The 22,625-nt window shown below is 65.5% G+C and carries 23 protein-coding genes; 12 read left to right on the top strand and 11 right to left on the bottom strand.

What is annotated here, in order from left to right:
• Positions 1-783, bottom strand: a complete 783-nt coding sequence (locus tag A6A05_RS11370) for a hypothetical protein (RefSeq protein ID WP_156521016.1) — start codon at positions 781-783, stop codon at positions 1-3.
• 272 nt (positions 784-1,055) lie between these two features.
• Here A6A05_RS11370 and murI point away from each other — a divergent pair, with 272 nt between their 5' ends.
• Positions 1,056-1,886, top strand: coding sequence for a glutamate racemase (gene murI, locus A6A05_RS11375; protein ID WP_068500805.1), 831 nt, complete (start codon positions 1,056-1,058; stop codon positions 1,884-1,886).
• A gap of 4 nt (positions 1,887-1,890) precedes the next feature.
• Here the strand turns inward: murI and A6A05_RS11380 are convergent, their stop codons facing one another.
• Positions 1,891-2,547 (bottom strand): MBL fold metallo-hydrolase, encoded by a 657-nt coding sequence (locus tag A6A05_RS11380; protein WP_068500808.1) that lies wholly within the window; start codon positions 2,545-2,547, stop codon positions 1,891-1,893.
• A gap of 113 nt (positions 2,548-2,660) precedes the next feature.
• Here A6A05_RS11380 and A6A05_RS11385 point away from each other — a divergent pair, with 113 nt between their 5' ends.
• On the top strand, positions 2,661-3,560 hold the full coding sequence (locus A6A05_RS11385; protein ID WP_068500812.1) for an LOG family protein: 900 nt from the start codon (positions 2,661-2,663) through the stop codon (positions 3,558-3,560).
• Between the two features lie 307 nt (positions 3,561-3,867).
• Here the strand turns inward: A6A05_RS11385 and A6A05_RS11390 are convergent, their stop codons facing one another.
• The 3 genes from A6A05_RS11390 to A6A05_RS11400 are packed head-to-tail and all read right to left on the bottom strand — an operon-like array spanning position 3,868 to position 6,965.
• Positions 3,868-4,569, bottom strand: a complete 702-nt coding sequence (locus tag A6A05_RS11390) for an ATP-binding protein (RefSeq protein WP_068500815.1) — start codon at positions 4,567-4,569, stop codon at positions 3,868-3,870.
• Between the two features lie 4 nt (positions 4,570-4,573).
• Positions 4,574-4,873: an STAS domain-containing protein gene (locus tag A6A05_RS11395; protein WP_068500820.1), complete on the bottom strand. Its 300-nt coding sequence runs from the start codon at positions 4,871-4,873 to the stop codon at positions 4,574-4,576.
• 34 nt (positions 4,874-4,907) lie between these two features.
• A complete protein-coding gene (locus A6A05_RS11400; RefSeq protein ID WP_068500978.1) occupies positions 4,908-6,965 on the bottom strand; it encodes a methyl-accepting chemotaxis protein in 2,058 nt (685 codons plus the stop codon).
• Positions 6,966-7,209: 244 nt separating this feature from the next.
• On the opposite strand from A6A05_RS11400, the gene A6A05_RS11405 reads away from it, so the two are divergent.
• The 5 genes from A6A05_RS11405 (at position 7,210) to A6A05_RS11425 (ending at position 12,203) form a co-directional block, all read left to right on the top strand.
• Positions 7,210-7,836, top strand: coding sequence for a hypothetical protein (locus A6A05_RS11405; RefSeq protein ID WP_156521017.1), 627 nt, complete (start codon positions 7,210-7,212; stop codon positions 7,834-7,836).
• A gap of 207 nt (positions 7,837-8,043) precedes the next feature.
• Positions 8,044-9,564 (top strand): polyphosphate:AMP phosphotransferase, encoded by a 1,521-nt coding sequence (gene pap / locus A6A05_RS11410; protein ID WP_068500825.1) that lies wholly within the window; start codon positions 8,044-8,046, stop codon positions 9,562-9,564.
• Between the two features lie 122 nt (positions 9,565-9,686).
• Positions 9,687-11,357: a methyl-accepting chemotaxis protein gene (locus tag A6A05_RS11415; protein ID WP_068500830.1), complete on the top strand. Its 1,671-nt coding sequence runs from the start codon at positions 9,687-9,689 to the stop codon at positions 11,355-11,357.
• A gap of 57 nt (positions 11,358-11,414) precedes the next feature.
• On the top strand, positions 11,415-11,927 hold the full coding sequence (locus A6A05_RS11420) for a TIGR00645 family protein (protein WP_082910884.1): 513 nt from the start codon (positions 11,415-11,417) through the stop codon (positions 11,925-11,927).
• A gap of 3 nt (positions 11,928-11,930) precedes the next feature.
• A complete protein-coding gene (locus A6A05_RS11425; protein ID WP_068500833.1) occupies positions 11,931-12,203 on the top strand; it encodes a hypothetical protein in 273 nt (90 codons plus the stop codon).
• On the opposite strand, the gene queG is transcribed toward A6A05_RS11425, so the two are convergent.
• The 4 genes from queG to A6A05_RS11445 all read right to left on the bottom strand — a co-directional run bounded on the left by queG (position 12,144) and on the right by A6A05_RS11445 (position 15,858).
• Complete coding sequence (gene queG / locus A6A05_RS11430; protein ID WP_068500836.1) at positions 12,144-13,133, bottom strand: tRNA epoxyqueuosine(34) reductase QueG; 990 nt, start codon at positions 13,131-13,133, stop codon at positions 12,144-12,146. The genes A6A05_RS11425 and queG overlap by 60 nt on opposite strands.
• The gene (gene queF / locus A6A05_RS11435; RefSeq protein WP_068500839.1) at positions 13,120-13,578 is read right to left on the bottom strand and encodes a preQ(1) synthase; all 459 of its coding nucleotides are present in this window, start codon (positions 13,576-13,578) and stop codon (positions 13,120-13,122) included. Before queF ends, queG begins: the two co-directional genes overlap by 14 nt.
• Entirely contained in the window at positions 13,575-15,041 is a 1,467-nt protein-coding gene (gene rfaE1 / locus A6A05_RS11440) for a D-glycero-beta-D-manno-heptose-7-phosphate kinase (RefSeq protein WP_068500843.1), read from the bottom strand. Before rfaE1 ends, queF begins: the two co-directional genes overlap by 4 nt.
• Before the next feature lie 67 nt (positions 15,042-15,108).
• Positions 15,109-15,858: a metallophosphoesterase family protein gene (locus tag A6A05_RS11445; protein ID WP_068500846.1), complete on the bottom strand. Its 750-nt coding sequence runs from the start codon at positions 15,856-15,858 to the stop codon at positions 15,109-15,111.
• 120 nt (positions 15,859-15,978) lie between these two features.
• On the opposite strand from A6A05_RS11445, the gene A6A05_RS11450 reads away from it, so the two are divergent.
• Positions 15,979-17,310 (top strand): hypothetical protein, encoded by a 1,332-nt coding sequence (locus A6A05_RS11450; protein WP_068500984.1) that lies wholly within the window; start codon positions 15,979-15,981, stop codon positions 17,308-17,310.
• Between the two features lie 9 nt (positions 17,311-17,319).
• The gene (locus tag A6A05_RS11455) at positions 17,320-18,573 is read left to right on the top strand and encodes an EAL domain-containing protein (protein ID WP_068500849.1); all 1,254 of its coding nucleotides are present in this window, start codon (positions 17,320-17,322) and stop codon (positions 18,571-18,573) included.
• Between the two features lie 23 nt (positions 18,574-18,596).
• Here A6A05_RS11455 and A6A05_RS11460 read toward each other — a convergent pair whose 3' ends face one another.
• On the bottom strand, positions 18,597-18,971 hold the full coding sequence (locus tag A6A05_RS11460; protein ID WP_068500851.1) for a hypothetical protein: 375 nt from the start codon (positions 18,969-18,971) through the stop codon (positions 18,597-18,599).
• Between the two features lie 98 nt (positions 18,972-19,069).
• Here A6A05_RS11460 and A6A05_RS11465 point away from each other — a divergent pair, with 98 nt between their 5' ends.
• Genes A6A05_RS11465 through A6A05_RS11475 form a run of 3 tightly spaced genes read left to right on the top strand, consistent with a single transcriptional unit; the run spans position 19,070 to position 21,381 of the window.
• The gene (locus A6A05_RS11465; RefSeq protein WP_068500987.1) at positions 19,070-19,822 is read left to right on the top strand and encodes an ABC transporter ATP-binding protein; all 753 of its coding nucleotides are present in this window, start codon (positions 19,070-19,072) and stop codon (positions 19,820-19,822) included.
• Positions 19,819-20,619 (top strand): ABC transporter permease, encoded by an 801-nt coding sequence (locus A6A05_RS11470; protein WP_068500857.1) that lies wholly within the window; start codon positions 19,819-19,821, stop codon positions 20,617-20,619. Before A6A05_RS11465 ends, A6A05_RS11470 begins: the two co-directional genes overlap by 4 nt.
• Positions 20,620-20,622: 3 nt before the next feature.
• The gene (locus A6A05_RS11475; RefSeq protein ID WP_245644275.1) at positions 20,623-21,381 is read left to right on the top strand and encodes a class I SAM-dependent methyltransferase; all 759 of its coding nucleotides are present in this window, start codon (positions 20,623-20,625) and stop codon (positions 21,379-21,381) included.
• A 256-nt stretch (positions 21,382-21,637) separates the two neighbouring features.
• Here A6A05_RS11475 and A6A05_RS20205 read toward each other — a convergent pair whose 3' ends face one another.
• The gene (locus tag A6A05_RS20205; protein ID WP_172822267.1) at positions 21,638-22,597 is read right to left on the bottom strand and encodes a redoxin family protein; all 960 of its coding nucleotides are present in this window, start codon (positions 22,595-22,597) and stop codon (positions 21,638-21,640) included.
• Between the last annotated feature and the right edge of the window lie 28 nt (positions 22,598-22,625).

Raw genomic sequence — 22,625 nt, forward strand, 5'->3', positions numbered from 1 at the left:
TCACGCCAATCGATCCAGCCGTTCGACCTCTTGGGTCGATTCGGCGATGTGTTCCACGGCCTCGCGCGTCTTGGCGACGAATTCGGCATAGCGGCTTTCGAAGCCGCCCTCGTCGGTCGGGTCGGGCTCGGCGTCGCCGCCTTCGGCCAGCACCGTGGCCAAGGTGCGCTCCATCGCGCGAAGGCGTCGGCCGACCGATCCCAGCACGACATAGGACGCAACCAGGGCGATCACCGAGAACAGGCCCAGGGCGGCCAGCAGCTCGACGGCGACGCGGCTGAGCAGCGGGCCCAGTTCGCGGTCGATGAAGGCCGACGGGAAGCGCAGCACCACGGCGCCTTCGACCTTGCCCAGATTGTTGACCAGCGGCAGTCCGACCAACTGCATGTCGTCATCCATCAGCGAGAAGGGCTGGCTGGATGGCTGGGCCAGCGGCTCCAGCCACTTGGCCGGCACGCTGACGCCGATGCCGCCGCGATCGGTGTTGAACAGCACCTCGCCCCGCGCGTCGTAAATCTCGATGCCCAGGATCTGGTCGTCGCGGACCTTCTCGAGTTCGATGGTTTCCTGGATTTGGCGCAATTGGCGCAGGGCCAGGCCCAGGTTCAGGCGGTCCTCGATGTTCTTCTTGATGGTGAAGACGACGAAGCTGTAGCGCGACCGGACCAGCGAGGACAACACATCCTCGAATTTGTAATAGCCGAACACCGCGGTCAGCAGCCCTGTGCATAACAGGATGGCCACCAATGCCGCCGAAACCTTCCGGGCGAGAGACCACGACATCGCCTAGTCCTTTGCTGCCGAAGCGAGCGTAAGGGCAAGTCCTGCCTTCGCGCGAGGCCTGAAGGTGAGCCGCATTCTATTCCCCGAACCCAATGGCACGCCGACCGAGAAGGTACATATTCCCGACAATCCCCACCTAGCTTTATAGGCTATTTGGGCGCAGGCGCCAAGCAAGCCTTGGTAGTGTTCGAAATTAGTCCCACTTGGCGGAAAAATCCGCTATTCAACCGGCGACCCTTTCTTGCCACGCGCAAAAGCCGGCTGACTATCCAGTGATCACCCTAAAAAGCCAACAAAACGCCCTGCCTGTTGGAATTTTCGACTCAGGAATCGGCGGTTTGACCGTCGCCGCCGCGCTGCGTCGCCGGCTGCCCGGCGAATCACTGCTGTATTTGGGTGATGTGGCTCGTCTGCCCTATGGAACCAAGTCCCCCGAGACGGTTATTCGCTATGCCCTGCAAGGCGCCGACTATTTGCGGGGGCAAGGGGTGAAGATGCTGGTTCTGGCCTGCAACACCGCCTCGGCCCACGCCCTGGTCGCGGTTCGCGACCGTTTCCCCGACCTGCCGGTGATCGGCGTGGTGGAAGACGGCGCAGCCCTGGCGGCCAAGGCATCGCGATCCGGCCGGATCGTCGTTGCCGCCACCGAGGGAACCTGTGCGTCGGGCGCCTTTCCCAAGGCGATCCTGGCCCATCGGCCCGACGCCCGGGTGGCGCAAGTGGCCTGTCCGATGTTCGTCGCCCTGGCCGAGGAAGGCATGGAAACCGGGCCGATCGCCGAAGAGATGGCCAAGTCCTATCTCGGCGCCTTGTTTACCGGCGACCAAGCGGCCGATTGCCTGGTGCTGGGATGTACCCACTTTCCGCTGCTGCGCCCGGCCATGCGGGCGGCGCTGGGCGATGGGCCGGTCTTCGTCGATTGTGCCGACGCCGTCGCCGAGGAAGTCGCCCGCGTGCTGGCGGCGCGGGACCTGACCGCCACGGGGGGCGACGCGAGGGTGCGTCTGGTCACCACCGACGGGCCGCACCGTTTCGCCAAAATGGCGGCGCGCTTCTTCCCCGAACTGGGGCCGGATCCGGCGGTCGAGATGGTGGATCTATAAAGGCCTAGGACATCATCCGCCACCAGCGCCGGGCCTCGCCGGCCGGCCATTCCGGGCCATGGCCGGAAAACAGCTGGCAATCGTCGGGCAGCAGACCCAGGAAGCGCGGGATCGATTCCCACAGCTTCTGTTCGCTGCCGCCCGGCAGGTCGGTGCGGCCGACGCCGTGGCGGAACAAGGTGTCGCCGGTCAGGGCGAAATCCCCGAAATCGAAGCAGATGCCGCCGGGGGTGTGGCCGGGGGTGTGGACCACGCGGATCGCCTTGCCGCCCAGTTCCAGGTTCGCCTCGCCGCTGAAGTAGGTGACGTTGCCGGGACCTTCCTGGGCCTGGCCGGTGAAGCTTTTGTTGAGGTCGCTCGAACGGGCGATGACCGACGCCTCGTCGGCGTGGGCCACGGTCGGTATCCCCAGTTCCAGCTCGAGGGCGCGGGCGGCGCCCAGATGGTCGGGATGGCCATGGGTCAGCCAGATCGCCTTGGGTGTGCCGTTCATCGCCCGCACCACTTCCAGGATGCGGTCGGCGTCGCCGCCGGGATCGACGATGACGATCTCGCCGCTGTCCTTGTGGCGGACGACATAGCAGTTCTCGTACCAGGGCGGGCTGGTGACCACCACGGTCAACGCGAATTCGCCGAAGGAATCGAACTGTTGCGCGGTCATGGGCCTACAATCCTCGTCAAAATGCACTTCTTCGGTCCCGTATAGCACGGCTCTTTACCCGCCGCTAACGAAGACCCACAACAATAGGACAGAGCAAGCGTCGAACCGAGAGCATGATGACCGAAAGCGCCGAAGCAGGTCCCTTCCCAACCGCGCGTGACGAAGCCGACACCTTCGCGCCCGAACCGCAAGTGCAAACCCCGCAGACCGAATCGCCGGCCTATCGGCTGGCTTTCGCCGACGACGACTTCCTGCTGCGCCCCGATCTGCGCGCGGTCAGGCTGCAGCTTGAATTGTTGAAGCCGGAATTGCTGCAGCAGGAAATGGGCATCCGCTCGACGGTGGCGATGTTCGGTTCGGCCCGTATCCCCGATCCCGAGACGGCGGCCCGCCACCTGGCCGAGGCTGAAAAGGCCGCTCGCGACAAGCCGCGCGACAAGGACCTGGCCCGCAAGCTGACCATTGCCCGGCGCATGCTGGCCAACAGCCGTTATTACGAAGAAGCGCGGCGCCTGGCCCGCATTGTCACCAACACCTGTGTCGGCGAGCATGTCTGCGACTTCGTGGTCAAGACCGGCGGCGGCCCCGGCATCATGGAGGCCGCCAACCGCGGCGCCTTCGAGGCCGGCGGCAAGTCGATCGGTCTCAACATCGTGCTGCCGATGGAACAGGCCCCCAATCAGTACATCACCCCGGAACTGTGTTTCCGCTTCCACTATTTCGCCATCCGCAAGATGCATTTCATGATCAGGGTGCGGGCGCTGGTCGCCTTCCCCGGCGGATTCGGCACGTTCGACGAGTTGTTCGAGGCGCTGACCCTGATCCAGACCGGCAAGATCGAGCCGATCCCGGTCATCATGTTCGGCCGCGAATATTGGGAACGGGTGATCAATTTCGACGCCATGGCGATGGAAGGGATGATCGGCCCCGAGGACAAGGATCTGTTGAGCTTCGTCGAGACCGCCGAGGAGGCCTGGAACATCATCGCCGAGTTCTATCGCCTGCCGCACTGACCCTTCGGTTCGATGGGGGGTAGTTACGAACTATCCTAAGGTAGATACCCGATAGCACTGGCGAGCGTTCTCTTTTATCGTAACAGGCGTAGCGGGAGCGTTTCGAGAGACCGGTAAGCCGGTCCGGGGCAAGGGGGGCTTGGCCCGATCGGAACGGACTCTTACGGGTGGGGCCGCCCTTGGGCGGTCCCGCATCCCGCGAAAGACTTCCCCGGGGGGGGAGGGGGGACGGCGCCTCGGTCTCGCACATGTGCGACGGACCGGGCGCCGGGGTTCCCCGCCGCAACGCCCAATCCAGCAGTTCGACCTATTCCGGCAGGGCGAAGGCCATGACGGTTCTCCGGCCGCCCCGGCGGATCGCCAGATCCTGGCAGCAGGCGCGAATCATCGCCAAGCCATTGCCGCCGCCGGCCGACAAGACGATGTCGCGGGGCGCGACCGGGGTGAAGCCGCGTCCGCAATCATCGACCCAGATCACCATCCGGCCGCCGCAGGTCACGGCTCCGACCGTCACCGGGCGGAACGCGTAGGCCGGATCGGCGGTTCGGCGTTCCATCTCGGCGGCGAACTCGACCAACCCCTCCAGGTTACCGCGCTGGGCGGTCTTCAGGTCCAGGTTGCCGTGCAGGACGGCGTTGCCGATGGCTTCCTGCAGGGCCATGGCGATCTTGCCCTCGACCGGGGCCAGGCCAGGCTGACGGCAGATCACCGCCTTGGTGAAGGCGCTGGCGCCGTCGATCTTCAAGGCGGTGCGGGTGGAAAGCCGCCACACCAGCACGTCGGGGCGCATGGGCATGGCGTGCCGCGCCGACAGGCAGGCGACGTCCAGCGCCGCTGATATCGGGTTTGCCAGAAGCGCGTCGAAGTCGGCGTTGTCGCCGTCGAACAAGGCGACCCTGAGGGCGCCGCGCCGCGCCGAGGTCAGCCTGGACAAGGATTGCCGCGCCACCTCGCACGCGGCGGCGGGAACGCCGCAGGCGATCAGTTCGATGGAGGGTGGCGAGGCCATGAAGTCACGCGAACGGGAACAGATCCTTGAAGCCGGCGCGGCTCAGGACCTCGTGCACGGGACCGGTGGCCCCTTTCAGGGTGACGGTCACGTTGGCGGCGCGGGACTGGTCATAAACATGGATGAACAGGCTCATGCCGGTGGAATCGATGAATTCCAGGCCGGACAGGTCGATGGTGCACGACTGGGTTTCTTGCATCACCTCGCGCAGGAATTGCGGGAAATGCGGCGCGTCGGCGAAGGTCAGGCGCCCGGTAATGCCGGCAGTGACGGCGGCGCCGTTGCGGTTGACGGTATATTTCATGGCCCGCTCTCGCTTTTTACACGGTGGCTCGGCGTTACGCCGACCGAATGGTGGTCAGGAAGACGTTGACCTGGTCACGCAGCGACGTCGCCCGGTTCGACACCGACCGGGCCGTTTCCAGAACGTCCGACGCCGCCTTGCCGGTTTCGTCGGCCGCCTGGTTGACCCCCATGACGTTCGAGCTGACCTCGGCGGTGGCTTGGGCCACCTGCTGGGCGTTGGTGGCGATTTCCGCGGTGGCGGTGTCTTGCAGGTGGACCGATTCGGCGATGCCGGACGAGATCGTGCTCATTTCCTCGATGATCCCGGTGATCTCGCCGATGGCGCCGACGGCGCTGCGGGTCTCTTGCTGGACGGCGCGGATCTGCGTGGCGATTTCCTCGGTGGCGCGCGCCGTCTGGTTGGCCAGGCTTTTGACTTCGTTGGCGACGACGGCGAAGCCCTTGCCGGCGTCGCCGGCCCGGGCCGCCTCGATGGTGGCGTTCAGGGCCAACAGGTTGGTCTGGCTGGCGATGGCGTTGATCAGCTCGATCACCTCGCCGATCTTGCTGACCGTCGTCGACAGCGCCTGGACCGAATGGTTGGTCGCCTGCACGCGGGACTTGGCGGTGTCGGCGATGGTCACCGATTCGCCCACGCGCCGCTTGATGTCCTCGACCGAGCCGGCCAATTGCTCGGCGGCGCCGGCGACGGTGCGCATGTTGACGGCGGTCTCCTCGACCGCGGCGGCGACCACGGTGGCCTGGTTCGAGGTCTCCTCGGCGGTGGCGCTCATCGCCTGGGCGGTGGCGTCCAGTTCGGTGGCCGACGACGACATGGTCTCCAGCACCTCGGCGACTTCCTGGTTGAAGCGTTCCAGGATGCCGTCGATGACACGGGCGCGCCGATCCTTGACCTGCTGCTCGGCCTCTTGCTGTCGTTGCAGATCGTCGGCGCGGATCAGTCCCTGGCGGAACACCTCGACGGCGCGGGCCATGTCGCCGATCTCGTCCGAGCGGTTGCCGTCGCTGTCCACCGGCTCACGGCCGCCCTTGGACAGCAGGTTCATGGCGGTGATGACCTTGGCCAGCGGACGGGTGATGTCGGTGGCGATGAACCACGCGATGCCCAGACCCGCCACCATCAGGACCAAGGTGCTGATCAAGGTGGCGTAAAGGCTGCTCTCGGCCCGATCATGGACGGACCCGGCCAGTTCGGCCAGGTCGGCGGCGACCTTGTCCTCGACCGCCTTCATCAGGTCGATCTTCTTGGTGATGGTGTCGAACCATACCGGCCCCTCGATGCCGCCGGTGTCGCCGCTGAACGCGCTTTCCATGGCGACCAGGCGCATGCGATCGACCTCTTTCGTGATCGGGTCGACCAACACCTTGTCCAGCATCGCTTTCTGGTCGGCGGTGGCATAGGCGGCGAAATTGGCGAAGAAGGTTTCCTGGCGGGCGATCAATTGGGTGAAGCGACGCAGGATCACTCCTTCGAATTTCTTGGCGCCGAAGCCGGCCGAACCGGTGGCGCGTTCCTGGCCGGCTCGTTCCTTGCCGTGCAGCATCTGGGCATAGGCGATCGACGCCTTGGTCACCTCGGCATCGGTGCTGATGGCGGCCATCCGCTCGATCAGGGCCAGCATGCGGGCGATCAGACCGGAATAATAGTCGGCCGCCTCGACGGCGGTGATCGACAGCCCGTCGACGGCGGCGCGTTTGTCGCGCAACTGGGCCAGGGCGGAGTTCAGGGCGGCGATGCCGTCGGCCAATTGCGCCCCGGCCGGGCCCGCCGCCACCTTCTTGACGGCGTCGTTCAGGCCTTCTGCGCGGGCGTCGGTGGCCTTGCGCACCTCGGGCAGGCGGTCGCGGAACTTCTCGCCCTTGCTGCCGATGAAGCCGGCCGAGGTGCCGCGTTCCTTTTGCAGTTCATGCACCACCGCGCCGATGACCGGGCCGATGGCCGCCACTTCCTCGAGCTGGTTCATCCGCGAGGCGAAGGCTGCCTTCTCGACAACCGCCGCGCCGGCATACCACAGCATCCCGAGAATCGGGACCAGCATGGCCAGACCAATCCGAGGGCCGATCCGGAGTTTGTGCAGCAGGCTCAACATTGTCAGCTCCATGAAACTCGACGGGGCGGGAATGGTACGGTGCCTAAACCACAAGATAGCGGACAAAAGGATCGCATCCTTGACCTTGATTAATCACCGATCGAATTCGGTGTCGATAAGGGATTCGGTTTCGACCCATGGTTCCAAAGAGGTAGGAGAGGATCAAGGGAATACAGCAATATCCGCAATGACCGTGATGTCGGGTTCGGTGTACATTAAGGCTGTCTAATTAATGGAGGCCGTGATGGATCGCTTTACCGTTTCAGAAGCTCGGCGGCTGTTTTTCCATCGTGTGCTGATCGAGCAGGTGATGGCGACGCCCGGCTTGATCGAGCGGGCGCGGGCGCGGTTGCGGCCTGCCGGTGACGAGGCATGGCGCGAGCTGCTGGACGGTCCATTCGAACGCCTGGCCGAAGCGGTGCTTGAGGCCAGCCCGCAAGGCGGGCTGCTGCGGGCGCAATCACCGCTGATGGCGGCGCTGTCCGACCAGGAACGAAACGCCTTGTGGCAGCGGGTCGGGTTGCAGCAGGTGGTGGCCTACGCTCAGGCGGCTTGCGCCGACCTTGGCTTGAGCCCCGAGGAAGAACTGGCGGTGATGGGCGAGGAGGCCGCCGGGTGGCATCGGGCGCCGCCGCAGGTCTTGACCGCCCAGCAACTCGAGCCGCTCAAGCAGATCATCGCCATCCAGCGCACCCTGGCGACCTTGGAGCCAGACCATCAGCGCCGCCGCGACTGGCTGCGCCAGCCGCATCCGGCCTTCTCGGTGGCCCCCATCGACATCCTGGTCAATGGCGGCGGCGAATTCTTGCAGCACGGACTGGCCGAGATGGTTCGCCCGCACCTGTCGGCCGGGGATGTTCCGGCGCATTAAGCGGAGCGTGATTCGGTTGAATCACGCTCCGCTCGGCGGCCATTGCGGCCGCGGCCAAGCCGCCGGAAGGCGGCGCCCGGCGAGGGGCTGAAAAGGACGAGATCATGCCGCGATACGATCGCGACTTGATCTAGCGCCTTGTCGGTGAGGTGAAACAGGCATAGCCTTTCTGTACCTAAGGTGTGCGGGGCAAAGGGGGGGAATCCTATGTTCGAGGCAGCGGAACTCGGTCGCAAGATCAGCCGGGAGGAATTCGACGCCATGGCTCCGGTTCTGCGGACCGAGCTTTTGGACCTGCAGCAGCGCCTGCGCGAGGCCGATTTTCCCGTCATCATCGTCTTCGGCGGCGTCGATGGCGCCGGCAAGAACGAAACGGCCAACCTTTTGAACGAGTGGATGGATCCGCGCTGGATCGTCACCCGCGCCTATGGTCGCCCCTCGGACGAGGAGGCCGATCGTCCCGAATATTGGCGCTACTGGCGTGACCTGCCGCCCAAGGGCAAGATCGGCATGTTCCTGTCGTCGTGGTATCACCGGCCGCTGCTGGACCGCGTGCACGGGGTGATCTCGGTGCCCGAGATGGACGAAATGCTGGAACGCATCGTCCATTTCGAGAAGGCGCTGGCCGACGAGGGCGCCTTGATCATCAAGTTCTGGATGCATCTGTCGGAAAAGGCGCAGAAGAAGCGCCTGAAGAAGCTGGAGGACGATCCGCTGACCGCCTGGCAGGTCACCGAGGTCGATTGGCAGCATTTCAAGATGTACGACAAGTTCGTCGGCACGGCCGAGCGCTTGATCCGCCACACCTCGAAGGGCCACGCCCAGTGGCACCTGGTCGAGGGGGCCGATCCGCGCTATCGCTCGGCGGTGGTGCTCAACACCCTCAAGGAAGCGATCCTCAAGCATTTCGACGAGCGCGAAGCGGTCAAGAAGGTCGCCGCCGAGCTGAAAAAGCCCGCCAAGTCGAAGAAGATCGAAAAGCCCAAGGCGCTGGCCAGCCAGCCGTCGATCCTGTCGTCGCTGGACATGACCCAGACCGTCGAGGGCGAGGAATACAACCGACAGATCCAGGAGCAGCGCGGCCGACTGTCGCAATTGTACCGCAAGGCCAAGGAGCGGGGCGTCTCGACGGTTCTGGTGTTCGAAGGCTGGGACGCCGCCGGCAAGGGCGGCACCATTCGCCGCATGACCAACGCGCTGAACGCGCGCGACTATCAGGTCATTCCCATCGCCGCCCCCACCGAGGAAGAGCGCGCCCAGCATTACCTGTGGCGCTTCTGGCGCCATCTGTCGCGGGCCGGCCGCGTCACCATCTTCGATCGCTCGTGGTACGGCCGCGTCCTGGTCGAGCGGGTCGAGGGCTTCTGTACCGAGGAGGCTTGGCGCCGCGCCTATGGCGAGATCAACGATTTCGAGGAGCAGATCGTCGAAGCCGGCCATGTGCTGTGCAAGTTCTGGCTGCACATCACCGCGGAAGAGCAGTTGGCCCGCTTCAACCAGCGCAGCGAGATCGAATACAAGAAGTGGAAGCTGACCGACGAGGACTGGCGTAACCGCGAGAAGTGGGACGTCTATGAAGCGGCGGTCAACGACATGGTCGAGAAGACCTCGACCGGATTGGCGCCGTGGACCCTGGTCGAGGCCAATTCCAAGTCCCTCGCCCGCGTCAAGGTACTGCGCACCGTGTGCGACAGCCTTGAAGCCGCGCTGAGGAAGAAAAGAGGCTGACTACCTAAAAGTATAGGCCACTTGGAAACTCTCTAAACGAAGGTTGACATCGCACTGCAGCGTTTGGATACTCCCCGGGTTAGCAACTGATAGTTACGCACAGCTAACCGGGGGGTTGAAGGATGCGTATTGGTGTTCGGCTGGGACTGATCGTCGTCACGGCATTGGTGGGGCTGCTGGCCGTTTCGGTGGTCAGCCTGATGCGGACCCGGGCCGACCTGATGGCCGACCGCGAGGTCAAGACCCGCCATATCGTCGAGGTCGGACAATCCCTGCTGGCCCATTTCCAGGCCGAGGAGGCCGCCGGACGGCTGAGCCGCGAGGAAGCGCAGGCGCGCGCCCTGGCCGCCATCGGCGCCGCTCGTTACGAGACCACCGAATATCTGTGGATTCACCGCCGCGACGGTTCGGTGATGCTGTCGCATCCCAATGCCAAGCTGATCGGCAGCTCGGTGGATTCGATGCAGGACCCTTCGGGGCGCTATCTGTTTCGCGAGATGAACGACACCGTCGATACCGCCCGGGCCGGTTTCGTCAATTATATGTGGCCCAAGCCCGGCCAGTCCAAGCCGATCGCCAAACTGTCCTATGTCGCCGGTTTCGCCCCATGGGGCTGGGTGATCGGCTCGGGCATCTATATCGACGATGTCGATGCCGCCTTCCGGGCCAGCGCGCTGGTCTTCGCCCTGTGGGGCGTCGGCATCATCCTGGCGGTCAGCCTGATCGCCTGGTGGATCGGGCGCACCATCACCGTTCCGCTGGGCAACATCACCGTCGCCATCGGCCGGCTGACCAACGATGAACACGGTTTCGAGATCAAGCACACCGAGCGGCCCGACGAAGTGGGCGAACTGGCCCGCGGCCTGGTGGTGTTCCGCAATCAACTGGAAGCGGCGGAAGCCGCCAACGCCGAGCGCATGGCCGTGCAAGAGGCGCAGTTGGCCCGCCAGCGCCGGATCGAGGAACTGGCCACCACCTTCGACAGTTCGGTGGCCACGGTGATCAAGTCGGTGTCGGCGGCGGCCACCCAGATGCAGGCGGCCAGCCAGTCGATGTCGGCCATCGCCGAACAGACCAGCCGCCAATCCTCGGCAGTGGCGGAAGCGGCGGGCAACGCCGCGATGAACGTTCAGACGGTGGCCGCCGCCACCGAGGAATTGTCGGCATCGGAAGGCGAAATCGTCCGCCAGGTCGAGACCTCGACCGCGATCGCCGACGCCGCCGCCGACCAGGCCAAGCGCTCGGGCCGCATCGTCGCCGGCCTGACCGATGCCGCCGGACGGATCGGCGAGGTGGTCAGCCTGATCAACAACATCGCCAGCCAGACCAATCTGTTGGCCCTGAACGCCACCATCGAGGCCGCGCGCGCCGGCGAGGCCGGCAAGGGCTTCGCCGTGGTCGCCAACGAGGTGAAAAACCTGGCCAACCAGACCGCCAAGGCCACCGACGAAATCTCGGCGCAGATCGCCGCGCTGCAGGCTTCGGCCCGCGAGGCGGCCGACGCCATCGGCTCGATTTCCGGCACCATCGACGCCATCAACCGCGCGTCCAGCGAGGTGGCCGCCGCCGTCGAGCAGCAGACCGCCGCGACCAACGAAATCGCCCGCTCGATCGAAGAGGCTGCGGTCGGCACCCAGCAGGTGTCGTCGAACATCGTCGAGGTCAGCCAGGCCGCCGAGACCGCCGGTGCCACCGCGGGCGAGGTGCTGACGGCAGCCGGGGAATTGTCGAGCCAGGCCGAATTGCTGCGGTTCGAGGTCGAGACCTTCCTGAAGGACGTCAGGGCCGCCTGAGCGGTTGACATCCGCGCCATGTCCGCTATGTCAGTCCCCGGATGAATGGGGACTGCCATGGCCTTTATCGAAAACGTGATCGAACGCTTCCTGTTCTGGGGTCGCTGGCTGCTGACCCCGCTTTATGTCGGCCTGACGCTGCTGCTGCTGGCGTTCGCCTTCAAATTCTTTCAGGAACTGGTCCATCTGGTGCCGCGCCTGCCCGACTTGGCCGAGGCCGATCTGGTGCTGGTGGCCCTGGGCCTGATCGACTTGGCCTTGGTTGGCAATCTGGTGGTGATGGTGATCCTGGCCGGCTATGAAAGCTTCGTCTCGCGCATCGAGGCCGCCCGCGAGGGCGACCAATTGTCGTGGATGGGCAAGGTCGATGCCGGCACCTTGAAGATCAAGGTCGCCGCCGCGATCGTGGCCATTTCCTCGATCCATCTGCTGAAGGCCTTCGTCAACGCCGAAAAGATCGCCAACGACAAGCTGGTGATGCTGGTGGTCATCCACATGACCTTCGTGGTGTCGGCATTGCTGCTGGCTTATGTCGACAAGCTGGCCTTCGCCGCGCATCGGGAGCACTGAATCATGGACGGCGAAAGCATCAATTTCCTGGCCGCGCCGGCCGCCTTTCTGCTGGGTCTGGTCTGTGGCTCGCTGGCCTTTCGCAAGGCCGGCTTCGGCTGGGCCAAGACATTGTTCGGCACCCTGACGCTGGCGGTGGCCGGCCTGGCGGTGGCCGGCATCGTGGTGTCGATTCAGAAGAAGGCGGGCGTTCCCGAATTGCCGCTGGCGTGGGTGTCAGTCGTCCTGGCGGTCGTCGCCGCCTGGCGCATCTCGAAGGTCCAGGCCCCCGACTGAGATTTGGTTGTCCAGGGCGATGCGCACGTTGCGGGCCATCCGGGCGATGCCGATACGCTTGACCGGCGAGCCCGAGAACACCTCGCGGAACGACGAATCGTCAAGCTCGGCCAGGTCGGTCAGGCGCGGCATGGTCAGTTCGATTCGCGGGCTGAAATCGGCCTCGCGCGTGGGCGGGGCGAACTTGTTCCACGGACAGGCGGCCATGCAATCGTCACAGCCATAGACGCGATTGCCCATCAAGCCCGCCAGTTCGGGCGCGATGTCGCCTTGATGCTCGATGGTCAGATAGGAAATGCAGCGCCGGGGCTCGATTTTGCCGCCTTCCAGCGCCCCGGTCGGGCAGGCGGTCTCGCAGGCCCGGCACGATCCGCAATGGTCGGGCTCGGGCGGGTCGGGCTCCAGCTCCAGCGGGGTATAGATCTCGGCCAGGAACAGCCAAGAGCCGAAGCGGCGCGAGACGATGTTGGTGTGCCGGCCCTGCCAGCCGATCCCCGACCGGGCGGCCAGCGGCTTTTCCATCACCGGGGCGGTATCGACGAACACTTTCAGGGGCTGGCCGGTGCGCTCGGCCAGCCAGCGGCCCAGCGCCTTCAGGCGCTTCTTGACGGTGTCGTGATAGTCGCGCCCGCGGGCATAGACGCTGATGGTGGCGCGATCGGCGGGCGCCAGGCCAGCGCCGTCGGCCGGGGCGTAATTGGTGCCCAGCACGATCACCGAGCGGACATCGGGCCACAAGGCCTGTGGGCTGGCCCGCTGGTCCATCCGCTCGGCCATCCAGCCCATGGTGCCGTGACGGCCATCGGCGACGAACCGGTTCAGCGCGTCGCGCCAGGCCGGGTCGGTGTGGGCCGAGGCGAACCCGACGGCATCGAACCCCAGCTCCAGCGCCTTGGCGCGGATTTCGGATTTGGCGTCAACCCCGCCCACGGTACGGCGCCACGCCCTGGTCGGGCAGCCACAGGCCCTCGGGCGGGGTGCCGGTCTGCCAGAACACGTCGATGGGAATGCCGCCGCGCGGATACCAATAGCCGCCGATGCGCAGCCAATGGGGGCGGCAGGCTTCCACCAGCCGCTTGGCGATGCCGATTGTGCAGGCCTCGTGGAAGGCGCCGTGATTGCGAAACGAGGCCAGGAACAGTTTCAGCGACTTCGATTCGACCAGGCTGGCATCGGGGACATAGTCGATGACCAGATGGGCGAAATCGGGCTGGCCGGTGATCGGGCACAGCGAGGTGAATTCCGGCGCGGCGAAGCGGACCAGATAGGTCGTGCCCGGATGGGGGTTGTCCACCACCTCGATCACCGCCTGGTCGGGATCGGCGGCGGCGGTGACGCTTTGTCCCAGCTGGGTCAGGTGGGTGGGCTGGGTCATGACGCGCTCATCTTCTTGATGGTGTTGGTGGTGCTTTGGCCGTCCACCAGATTGGCCAGAACCACCCGGCCGCCCCAGCCGATGACGTCTTCGGCGCCGACCACGGTGGCGACGGTGTAGTCGGCGCCTTTGACCAGCACGTCGGGCTTCAAGGTGCGGATCAGGTCCAGCGGCGTTTCCTCGCCGAAGATCACCACCAGATCGACGGTGGCCAGCGAGCCCAGCACGGTGGCCCTGGCCGCCTCCGACTGGACCGGCCGGGTCGGCCCCTTCAGGCGCGCCACCGAGGCGTCGGAATTCAGGCCGACCACCAAGCGGTCGCAGGCGGCGCGGGCCTGGGCCAGCAGCGAGACATGGCCGGGATGCAACAGGTCGAAACAGCCGTTGGTGAAGCCGACCTTGACGCCCTTGCGGCGCCAGCGATCGACCATCTCGGCCGCCGCGTCCCAGCCCAGCAGCTTGGATTCGCCGGCGGCCAGATCGTCGTGGTGCAGGGCGCTGGCCACCTCGTCGGCATAGGCGACGGCGGTGCCGACCTTGGCCACCACGATGCCGGCGGCGACGTTGGCCAGCTTGGCCCCCTCCAGCAGCGAGGCCCCCGAGGCGATGGCGGCGGCCAGGGTGGCGACCACGGTGTCGCCGGCGCCCGAGACGTCGAACACTTCCTGCGCCTGGGCCGGCAGGTGGTGCACATCGCCGTCGGCGGTGACCAGGCTCATGCCGTCCTGGCTGCGGGTGGCCAGCACCGCCTCGACGGCGCAGGTGTCGATCAGCTTGCGGGCGGCGGCGACGATGGCCTGGTCGCTATCCACCGCCATGCCGGTCGCTTCGTGCAGTTCCTTGCGGTTGGGCGTCAGCAAGGTGGCGCCCTTGTACTTGGTGTAATCGGTGCCCTTGGGATCGACGATCACCGGCTTGCCGGCCGCCCGGGCCATGGCGATCAGCTCGGCGGCGGCGGGTTCGGCCAGAACCCCCTTGCCGTAATCGGACAGGACCACGCAGGCCGCCTCGGCGATGCGGGCCTGGGCCCGGCTTTTCAACTGGGCCCGGCTGGTGGCCGACAGCGGGGTGCGGGTCTCGCGGTCGGCGCGCAGCAATTGCTGGTTCGAGGCGAAGAAGCGGGTCTTGATGGTGGTCTGACGGCCGGTCTCGACCACCAGGCAGGGATCGACATCGGCATGGGCGCCCAGCAGGCGGCCGACCTCGCGGCCGGCATCGTCGTCGCCGACCACCGCCAGGAACGCAGGCTTGGCCCCCAGCGCCACCAGATTGCGCACGACGTTGCCGGCGCCGCCCAGCATGGCGTTCTCGCGCTCGATGCATAGGACCGGGATCGGCGCCTCGGGCGAGATGCGGTCGGCGTTGCCATAGATGAAGCGGTCCAGCATGGCGTCGCCGATGCACAGCACCGGGGTCCCGCGCATGGTGTCCAACCGCTCTACCAACGCCGAAAGTTCCGTCATGGCCGTCGCCCCAGTTTTTCCCTGTCGGTCAGCTAACCCAAGCACAGCCGGCTTGCAAGACAAATGGTCAGGTGGACAGGAAGTGCTGCGTGCTTCCGTCCAGGACCAGGGCGGTCAGCACACCCGAGCGATAGGCCCCGGTGTCGATGCCGATCCGGTTGGCGCGCACTTCCGGCAGCGGCCGTTGCGAGTGGCCATGCACCACCACCCACGGATGGGGGGTGGGGTCGAACAGAAACTCGTCCCTGATCCACAGCATGTCGCCGGGGTCCTGGTCTTCCAGACGGATGCCCGGCCGGATGCCGGCATGGACGAACAGATAGTCGCCGATCAGGTGCCACAAGGGCAGCCGCGACAGAAAACGCAGATGATTGCGCGGCAAGGCCCGGATGAAGGCCAATTGCAGCGCGGCCAGGTCGGTGCGCTGCTCGTCGGTCAGCGGGCCGGCATAGGATTCCACCGTCGCCACCCCACCATTGGCGCACCACGCCCGGCCCGAGCCCTGGTCGGTGAAGAAGCGGACCAGATAATCCTCGTGGTTGCCGCGCAGGCACACCCAGGCGGCCTTGGCCAGCGGCCCGGTCGAGGGCGGGCCGGCGATCAGCCGATCGACCACCGCCTTGGAGTGCAGGCCGCGATCGACGAAATCGCCGAGAAACACCAAACTCAGCGCCTTGTGCGCATTGGCCTGGGCGTCCTCGGCGATGCGCGCCAGCAACTGGTCGAGCAGGTCGGCGCGACCGTGCACGTCGCCAATCGCATAGACGCGACATCCCGAAGGAACAGAAGGAAAGCAGGAAGCGGGGTCCGAGCGCATTTCGCTCTAGGCTCACCATCGTGTGCGTTGTATTTTAAATGCCAGGGAAAAACATTGCCCGTTTCCGAGGGGCAGGACAACAGCTACTCGGACATGGGCCGCCACCAGAATGGGGACGGAATGAACGCGACAGCGTTCGGAGGAAAACCGCAGGAAATCGTCACGTCGGAGAGCTTGCTCTTCGACGCCGCCGAGCGTGTCGGTCGAATCCGCGAAGGGCGCCAGGCGCTCCACCTGCATCTGTCGAAGCTTTTGCCGCAGAACCGCGAGGATGCGAAGATTCGCATCGCGTTCCGCATGTTCGAATCCATGGTCGACATGTTCCGCGGCCAGATGTTCCTGCTGACCAACAACGATATCGTGTTGATCTGCAAGGACGCCCGCCTGGCCGACCTGGACGCCATCGTCTATAAGCTGCGCGCCCTGTTCTCGAAGGACCCGTTGACCTATTCCGAGTCGGAAGACGGCGAAGATCGCTTCGTCACCTTCTACGACCTCGAGACCGAGTACGACACCTTCTTCTCGGTCTGCGCCGACCTTGTCAACCTGGCCAAGAAACGGGTCGCCGACCAAAGGACGGCGCCGCCGGTCCAGCCGCTGGACTCGCGCAACCTCGCCCAGGTTCTCGAACGGATCGGCGCCACCGATATCGGCGGCGTGGTGCGTCGCCAGCCGTGCATCCGCTTCGTCGACAAGACCAAGGCGGAAGTGGCGTTCCAGGAATTCTACATGTCGATCGGCGACCTGCAGAAGGTGCTGGCCCCCGACGTCAACATCCTGGCCAACCGCTGGCTGTTCCAGCATTTGTCGCAGGTCCTGGACCTGCGCGTGCTGTCGGTGCTGCAAGATGCCGGTTTCAGGAAGACGCCGGCGGCCTTTTCGGTCAACCTCAACGTCTCGACGGTCGAGACGCCGGTGTTCCAGCAATTCGAGCGCGCGGTGCACGGCAAGGCCGGCATCTATGTCGAATTCCAGCTGATGGATATCTTCAACAACCTCGACCTGTTCTTCCGGGTGCGCGACCGCCTGCGCCGGGCCGGGCACAAGACCGTGCTGGATGGCATGAGCCCGATCACCCTGCAATTCATGGATGCCGAGCTTTACGATGTCGATTTCGTCAAGGTCGCGTGGTCGGGCGACATGGCCGACGACGTGGTGACCTCGGATATTCAGCGTTCGCTGGGGCCGGTCGGCATGGATCACGTCATCTTGTCGCGCTGCGACACCGAAGCGTCGATCGAATGGGGCCTGCAGCAGGGCATCCGCCATTTCCAGGGCCGCTTTCTCGACACCATGGTCGCGGCCATCACCATGGCCCAGTGCGACAAGGCCAGCGCCTGCACGCTTCAGCAATGCAACAGCCGTCATGCGGTGATTTCCGGCCGGCCGCGGGTCGAGTGCGGAAACAACGACATGCTGGACCTGTTCCCTCCCCTCAAGATTTCGAAATAGGGGGGCGGCATGTTGGGATCACCTCCGACGGGCTACACCCGCCCCGCCAGCCAGGAAAGCCTGCTGCTCGATTATCTGAACCGGCTAGAGCGCCACCGTTCGGATCGCCGCGCCGTCCATCTGATGCTGTCCCGCCTGCAGACTCATAATCGTCGCGAGCAGCATATGCGCATGGCCACCAGCACCTTCGATGGTCTGGTCAAGATGCTGCAGGCTCAGGTCTTCACCATCACCGGCGGCGACTTGATGGTGGTCTACAAGTCGCAGGCCCAGGACGAGATCGAGGCGGCCATCGTCAAGTTGCGCTTCCTGTTCTCGGACGATCCGCTGATCATCGACGACGATGACGGCGCGCGGGGCACGCTGTGCGTGTGGTACGACCTGGATCGCGAATACGACGCCCTGGTCACCTTCGCCCAGAAGGCCCTGGCCGACGAGCAGGCCAAGCGCAAGGCCGAGCAGGAACAAGCCAGCCGCGAGGCCCGCTTCGCGGAAAAGCCCAAGGGCGCGCCCTTCACCCCGGAATTGCTGGTCCGGGTCGAGGCCGCCCTGGGCCAGGCCGACCTGGCCAACCTGATCCGCCGCCAAGCGGTATGCGCGGTGGTGGGCAACGCGCCGCCCCAGCCGGTGTTCCATGAATTGTTCATCTCGATCGCCGATCTGCGCGCGACCTTGATGCCCAACGTCAACATGAATTCCAGCCCGTGGCTGTTCCAGCAATTGACCGAGACGCTGGATCGCCGTGTGCTGTCGATGCTGAACAAGCACGACGACCGCACGCTGGAAGGCGACATCTCGATCAACCTCAACGTTTCGACCATCCTGTCGCCCGAGTTCCTGGTGTTCGACGACAACATCAAGGCCGGCATGCGCGGGACCATCGTGCTGGAGCTGCAGAAGGTCGATATCATGGCCGACCTGGGCGCCTATTTGTTCGCCCGCGATTTCGCCCATGACCGCGGCTACCGCATCTGCGTCGATGGGCTGGCCTATTCGATGCTGCCGTTTGTCGATCGCGAACGCCTGGGCGCCGACCTGATCAAGCTGATCTGGGACCCCTCGCTGACCGAGGAACGGGACCAAAAGACGGCGGCGCTGCGCAGCATCGGCACCACCCGTATCATCCTGGCCCGCTGCGACACGCCGTCGGCCATCGAATACGGTCAATCGGTCGGAATCAGCCTGTTCCAGGGTCGCCACGTCGAGCAGACCCTGATGAACGAAATGCGCCGCAAGGGCGGCGCGCGCGGCGCAAGAAGGTAGTGGCGGGCCTGGCCCGCCCGCGATCAACCCCCGCAGGTGCCGCAGCACACGTCGCCTTCATAGGACAGGCGTACCACCAGGGCGCGGCCGCCTTCGCGCAAGGGCAGGAACTGCACCAAGGCGGTGGCGATCCCGTCCGGCAATGGCGCGCGTTCGCCGGTCATGCGCATCATCCGGGCACTTCCCAGCGTGAAGCTGTCGGCACCGTCGCAGCGCGAGAAGGCGTCGGCCAGGAAGGTCTGGGCCTGCTCGGCCCCGGTCTCGGCCATCAAGATGGAATCGCCGCGAACCATCGCCACCACCTGGGTCCGGCCATCCTCGATGCGCAGGTTGACCTCGGACGCGTGGGCGGCGGCGGCGTTGTGGACCAGATCCAGAAAAGCGGGCAGGGCGGTCATGACTTGGGCTCCGGCAATTGCTCGGCCCATCTGCGCCGTCGGGCGGATGAATGGCGTTGAGCTTGATCAAGCCGGTCCGGCGGGCCAATATTCAGGGAATGGACGCGTTCGCCATCACCGTCGAGCATTTGGTCAAATCCTTCGGGCCGATCCGGGCCGTCGATGACGTGTCGTTCGCCGTCGCCACCGGCTCGACCACCGCCATGCTGGGCGGCAACGGTGCCGGCAAGACCACCACGCTATCCATGCTGCTGGGCCTGCTGCTGCCCAGTTCGGGCGCCATCCGGGTGTTGGGGGAAGACATGGTGCGCCACCGCTACCGCGTGCTGCCCAGGCTGAACTTCTCCAGTCCCTATGTGGACCTGCCCCATCGCCTGACCGTGCGCGAGAACCTGACGGTCTATGGTCATCTGTATGGCATCGCCAAGCTGGCGGGGCGCATCGCCGAGCTGACCGCCGATCTTGACCTGGGCGAGGTCATCGATCGCCCGGTCGGCAAGCTGTCGGCCGGGCAAAAGGCCCGTGTCGCCCTGGCCAAGGCGATGCTGAACCGGCCCGAGCTGCTGCTGCTGGACGAGCCGACCGCCTCGCTCGATCCCGACACCGCCGACTGGGTGCGAAGCTTCCTGACCGAGTATCAGCGCCAATGCGGGGCGACCATCTTGCTGGCCTCGCACAACATGACCGAGGTCGAGCGCATGTGCGACGCGGTGCTGATGATGAAGCAGGGCCGCATCGTCGATCAGGGCAGCCCGGCGGCGCTGATCGAGCGGTTCGGCCGCTCGACCCTGGAAGAGGTGTTCCTGGACATCGCCCGCGACCGCAACAAACCGGCCGAGGCGGCGCAATGACCCAACTATCCTTCCGGCGCGTCGGCGCGCTTCTGCTTCGCCACCTCTACATCATGCGCGGCTCGTGGCCCAGGCTGCTGGAAATGGCCTATTGGCCGGCGGTCAACATGGTGGTGTGGGGCTTCACCAGCCAGTTCTTCGCCGGCCATTCCGATTGGGTCGCCAAGGCCGGCGGCATCCTGATCGGCGCGGTCTTGCTGTGGGACGTCATGTTTCGCGGCAATCTGGGGGTGGCGCTGTCCTTCATGGAGGAAATGTGGTCGCGCAACCTGGGGCACCTGTCGGTCAGCCCGCTGCGCCCGATCGAGCTGGTGGCCGGCCTGGTGGCGATGAGCCTGATCCGCACCCTGATCGGCGTGTTGCCGGCGATGGCCTTGGCCATTCCGCTGTACCAATATTCGATCTTCGAGCTGGGGCCGGCCCTGATCACCTTCTGGGCCAACCTGATGGTATCGGGCTGGGCCATCGGCCTGGCGGTGTCGGCGATGGTGCTGCGCTTCGGGCTGGGGGTGGAAAGCCTGGCCTGGGTGATGGTGTTCGCCGTCGCCCCGCTGGCCGGCATCTATTACCCGATCGAGACCTTGCCGGTCTGGCTGCAGCCTGTCGCCTGGGCCTTGCCGCCGGCCCACGTGTTCGACGGCATGCGCACCTTGATGCAAACCGGCCTGTTCGACTGGAGCCGCCTGTTGCAGGCGGTCGGGTTGAACCTGTTGTACGTGGCGGCGGCCGCCGCCTTGTTCCTGCGCACCCACCATGTCGCGCGCCAACGCGGCCTGCTCTTGAATGTGGGGGAATAGATCGTGACAGATCCTTCGGGCTATCCGGGCATGTGGAGCGACGTCGTCGATCTGCGCGACTTCTATGAATCCAGCCTGGGCCAGATGGCCTGCCGGCTGATTCGCGGTCATTTGCGCCAGATGTGGCCCGACGTCACCGGCCAGCGGGTGCTGGGTCTGGGTTTCGCCACCCCCTATCTGCGTTCGTTCCAGGTCGAGGCCGAGCGGGTGGCGGCGGTGATGCCGGCCAGCCAGGGCGTGCTGCCGTGGCCGGCGGACGGGCCGGGCAAGACCTTGCTGGCCGACGAAACCGAATTGCCGTTCCCGGACCGTTGCATGGACCGCATCTTGATGGTCCACGCCCTTGAAGCGACCGAGAACGTGCGCGGGCTGATGCGCGAGATCTGGCGGGTGATGGCCGATGGCGGCCGACTGGTGATCGTCGTCCCCAACCGGCGCGGCATCTGGGCCCGGCTCGAGGTCACGCCGTTCGGCCAAGGGCGGCCCTTCACCACCGGCCAGTTGGCCCGGCTGCTGCGCGACAACATGTTCACCCCAATGGCCCATACCGGCGCGTTGATCCTGCCGCCGGTATCGTCACGGCTGCTGCTGCGTTTCGCCCCGGCCATCGAGCAGCTGGGGCGGCGGTGGTTCGAGGGCTTTTCCGGCGTCAACATCATCGAGGCGACCAAGCAGATCTATGCCGGCGGCCTGGTGCGCGAGGCGCGCGGCCGGCGGCGCGGCTATCTGCCGGTGGCGCAGGGATTCGGGCGGTGTTCGTAGAAAAGTCCTTCGCTTCGCTCAGTGTACTTTTCCACGGTGATTCAAAAGGAGAAAAATAGGCTTGGGGCGGCCCTGCGCCTATTTCTCGCGTTTGAAAGCCGCAATGAGTCGAGCCGTGCTCGCCTCAATGCGGGAAAATAAATTAACCCCGCGCGGAAAGCTTGCTTGAGCACGGGGTTTCCCCCGCAGAATCGGGGGAAAGTACACCGAGGCGAAGCCGAGGGACTTTTCCACGGGTGATCCGGGCGGGTCGGCGTCAAGCGGCAGGATTGGCGGTAAGCCAGTCCAGCACCTGCTCGGCGTGGCTGTCGGGCGGGAACACCGGATAGAAGACGTGCTCGACGATGCCGTGGCTGATCACCAGGGTCAGGCGGCGCAGCATGGTCATCGGCCCGACATCGATGGTCGGCAGCCCCATGGCCTTGGCGAAGCTGAATTGGGAATCGCTTAGAAGCGGGAATTTCAACCCCAGGCGTAGCGCCAGTTCCTTCTGGAAATCCGGGGTCTGGGCCGACAAGGCGTACAATTCCGCCCCGGCGTTGCGGATCGCCTCGTGCTTGTTGCGCAGGCCGACCAGTTCCTCGGAACTGTCCTGGGCGTCGGGGATGGTCCGCCATTCCGGCGGCAGCTTCTGCGAGAAGCCGGCGGTCACCGAATAGCACGCCACCACCAGGCGGGTGTCGCGCGCCTGCGACAGATCCTTGTCGCCACCGGTGGCGATGGGCAGGCGCAGGGACGGAACCGGCTTGCCGGCCAACCCGTCGGCCGCCCCGTCATCGGTCGAACCCGACAGGGCGTCGGCCAGCACCTGGCTGGGATCGTCCAACTCGCCGATCAGTTCGGTGGCCTCGCGCACCAGCGCTTCGTGGCGCCGCCCCCAGGAATCAATCGCCTTCATGTCCTCGCTCGACAGGTTCAAGGACTTGCCGAAGCGGACCATGGTCCGCACTTCCTCGGGGTGGAAGTCGCGGTCGGAATAGGCGATGGCCGACAATTTCAGCATCGCCGCCATCTGGGCGCGGCGGTTGGCCAGGGTGGTAAGGTCGGGGCCGGCGACATAATGCTCGCGCCGGGGCGCCGGGATCGACAATTCATGGCGCAACGCATCCAGCAAGCTGGATTCTTCCTTGCGGACCACCCCGTCGGCGGCAACCATGCGGTAGGCCATCAACAGCAAGGTGTGACGCTGGGGTGCGCTGAGAAAACGTAGAAACATCCGGGTCCCCTGCGGGTATATTCCGACC

The sequence above is a fragment of the Magnetospirillum moscoviense genome (assembly GCF_001650635.1).
Classification (GTDB): domain Bacteria; phylum Pseudomonadota; class Alphaproteobacteria; order Rhodospirillales; family Magnetospirillaceae; genus Magnetospirillum; species Magnetospirillum moscoviense.

Bases quoted from the DNA above. Each gene is read 5' to 3' on its own strand.
- A6A05_RS11465 (WP_068500987.1), top strand. From the start codon at position 19,070: ATGGACGCGTTCGCCATCACCGTCGAGCATTTGGTCAAATCCTTCGGG.
- A6A05_RS11390 (WP_068500815.1), bottom strand. From the start codon at position 4,569: ATGGCCTCGCCACCCTCCATCGAACTGATCGCCTGCGGCGTTCCCGCC.
- A6A05_RS11470 (WP_068500857.1), top strand. From the start codon at position 19,819: ATGACCCAACTATCCTTCCGGCGCGTCGGCGCGCTTCTGCTTCGCCAC.
- pap (WP_068500825.1), top strand. From the start codon at position 8,044: ATGTTCGAGGCAGCGGAACTCGGTCGCAAGATCAGCCGGGAGGAATTC.
- A6A05_RS11400 (WP_068500978.1), bottom strand. From the start codon at position 6,965: ATGTTGAGCCTGCTGCACAAACTCCGGATCGGCCCTCGGATTGGTCTG.
- A6A05_RS11450 (WP_068500984.1), top strand. From the start codon at position 15,979: ATGAACGCGACAGCGTTCGGAGGAAAACCGCAGGAAATCGTCACGTCG.
- A6A05_RS11415 (WP_068500830.1), top strand. From the start codon at position 9,687: ATGCGTATTGGTGTTCGGCTGGGACTGATCGTCGTCACGGCATTGGTG.
- queF (WP_068500839.1), bottom strand. From the start codon at position 13,578: ATGACCCAGCCCACCCACCTGACCCAGCTGGGACAAAGCGTCACCGCC.
- A6A05_RS11425 (WP_068500833.1), top strand. From the start codon at position 11,931: ATGGACGGCGAAAGCATCAATTTCCTGGCCGCGCCGGCCGCCTTTCTG.
- A6A05_RS11455 (WP_068500849.1), top strand. From the start codon at position 17,320: ATGTTGGGATCACCTCCGACGGGCTACACCCGCCCCGCCAGCCAGGAA.
- A6A05_RS11420 (WP_082910884.1), top strand. From the start codon at position 11,415: ATGGCCTTTATCGAAAACGTGATCGAACGCTTCCTGTTCTGGGGTCGC.
- A6A05_RS20205 (WP_172822267.1), bottom strand. From the start codon at position 22,597: ATGTTTCTACGTTTTCTCAGCGCACCCCAGCGTCACACCTTGCTGTTG.
- A6A05_RS11460 (WP_068500851.1), bottom strand. From the start codon at position 18,971: ATGACCGCCCTGCCCGCTTTTCTGGATCTGGTCCACAACGCCGCCGCC.
- rfaE1 (WP_068500843.1), bottom strand. From the start codon at position 15,041: ATGACGGAACTTTCGGCGTTGGTAGAGCGGTTGGACACCATGCGCGGG.
- A6A05_RS11395 (WP_068500820.1), bottom strand. From the start codon at position 4,873: ATGAAATATACCGTCAACCGCAACGGCGCCGCCGTCACTGCCGGCATT.
- A6A05_RS11445 (WP_068500846.1), bottom strand. From the start codon at position 15,858: ATGCGCTCGGACCCCGCTTCCTGCTTTCCTTCTGTTCCTTCGGGATGT.
- A6A05_RS11405 (WP_156521017.1), top strand. From the start codon at position 7,210: ATGGATCGCTTTACCGTTTCAGAAGCTCGGCGGCTGTTTTTCCATCGT.
- A6A05_RS11370 (WP_156521016.1), bottom strand. From the start codon at position 783: ATGTCGTGGTCTCTCGCCCGGAAGGTTTCGGCGGCATTGGTGGCCATC.
- A6A05_RS11385 (WP_068500812.1), top strand. From the start codon at position 2,661: ATGATGACCGAAAGCGCCGAAGCAGGTCCCTTCCCAACCGCGCGTGAC.
- A6A05_RS11380 (WP_068500808.1), bottom strand. From the start codon at position 2,547: ATGACCGCGCAACAGTTCGATTCCTTCGGCGAATTCGCGTTGACCGTG.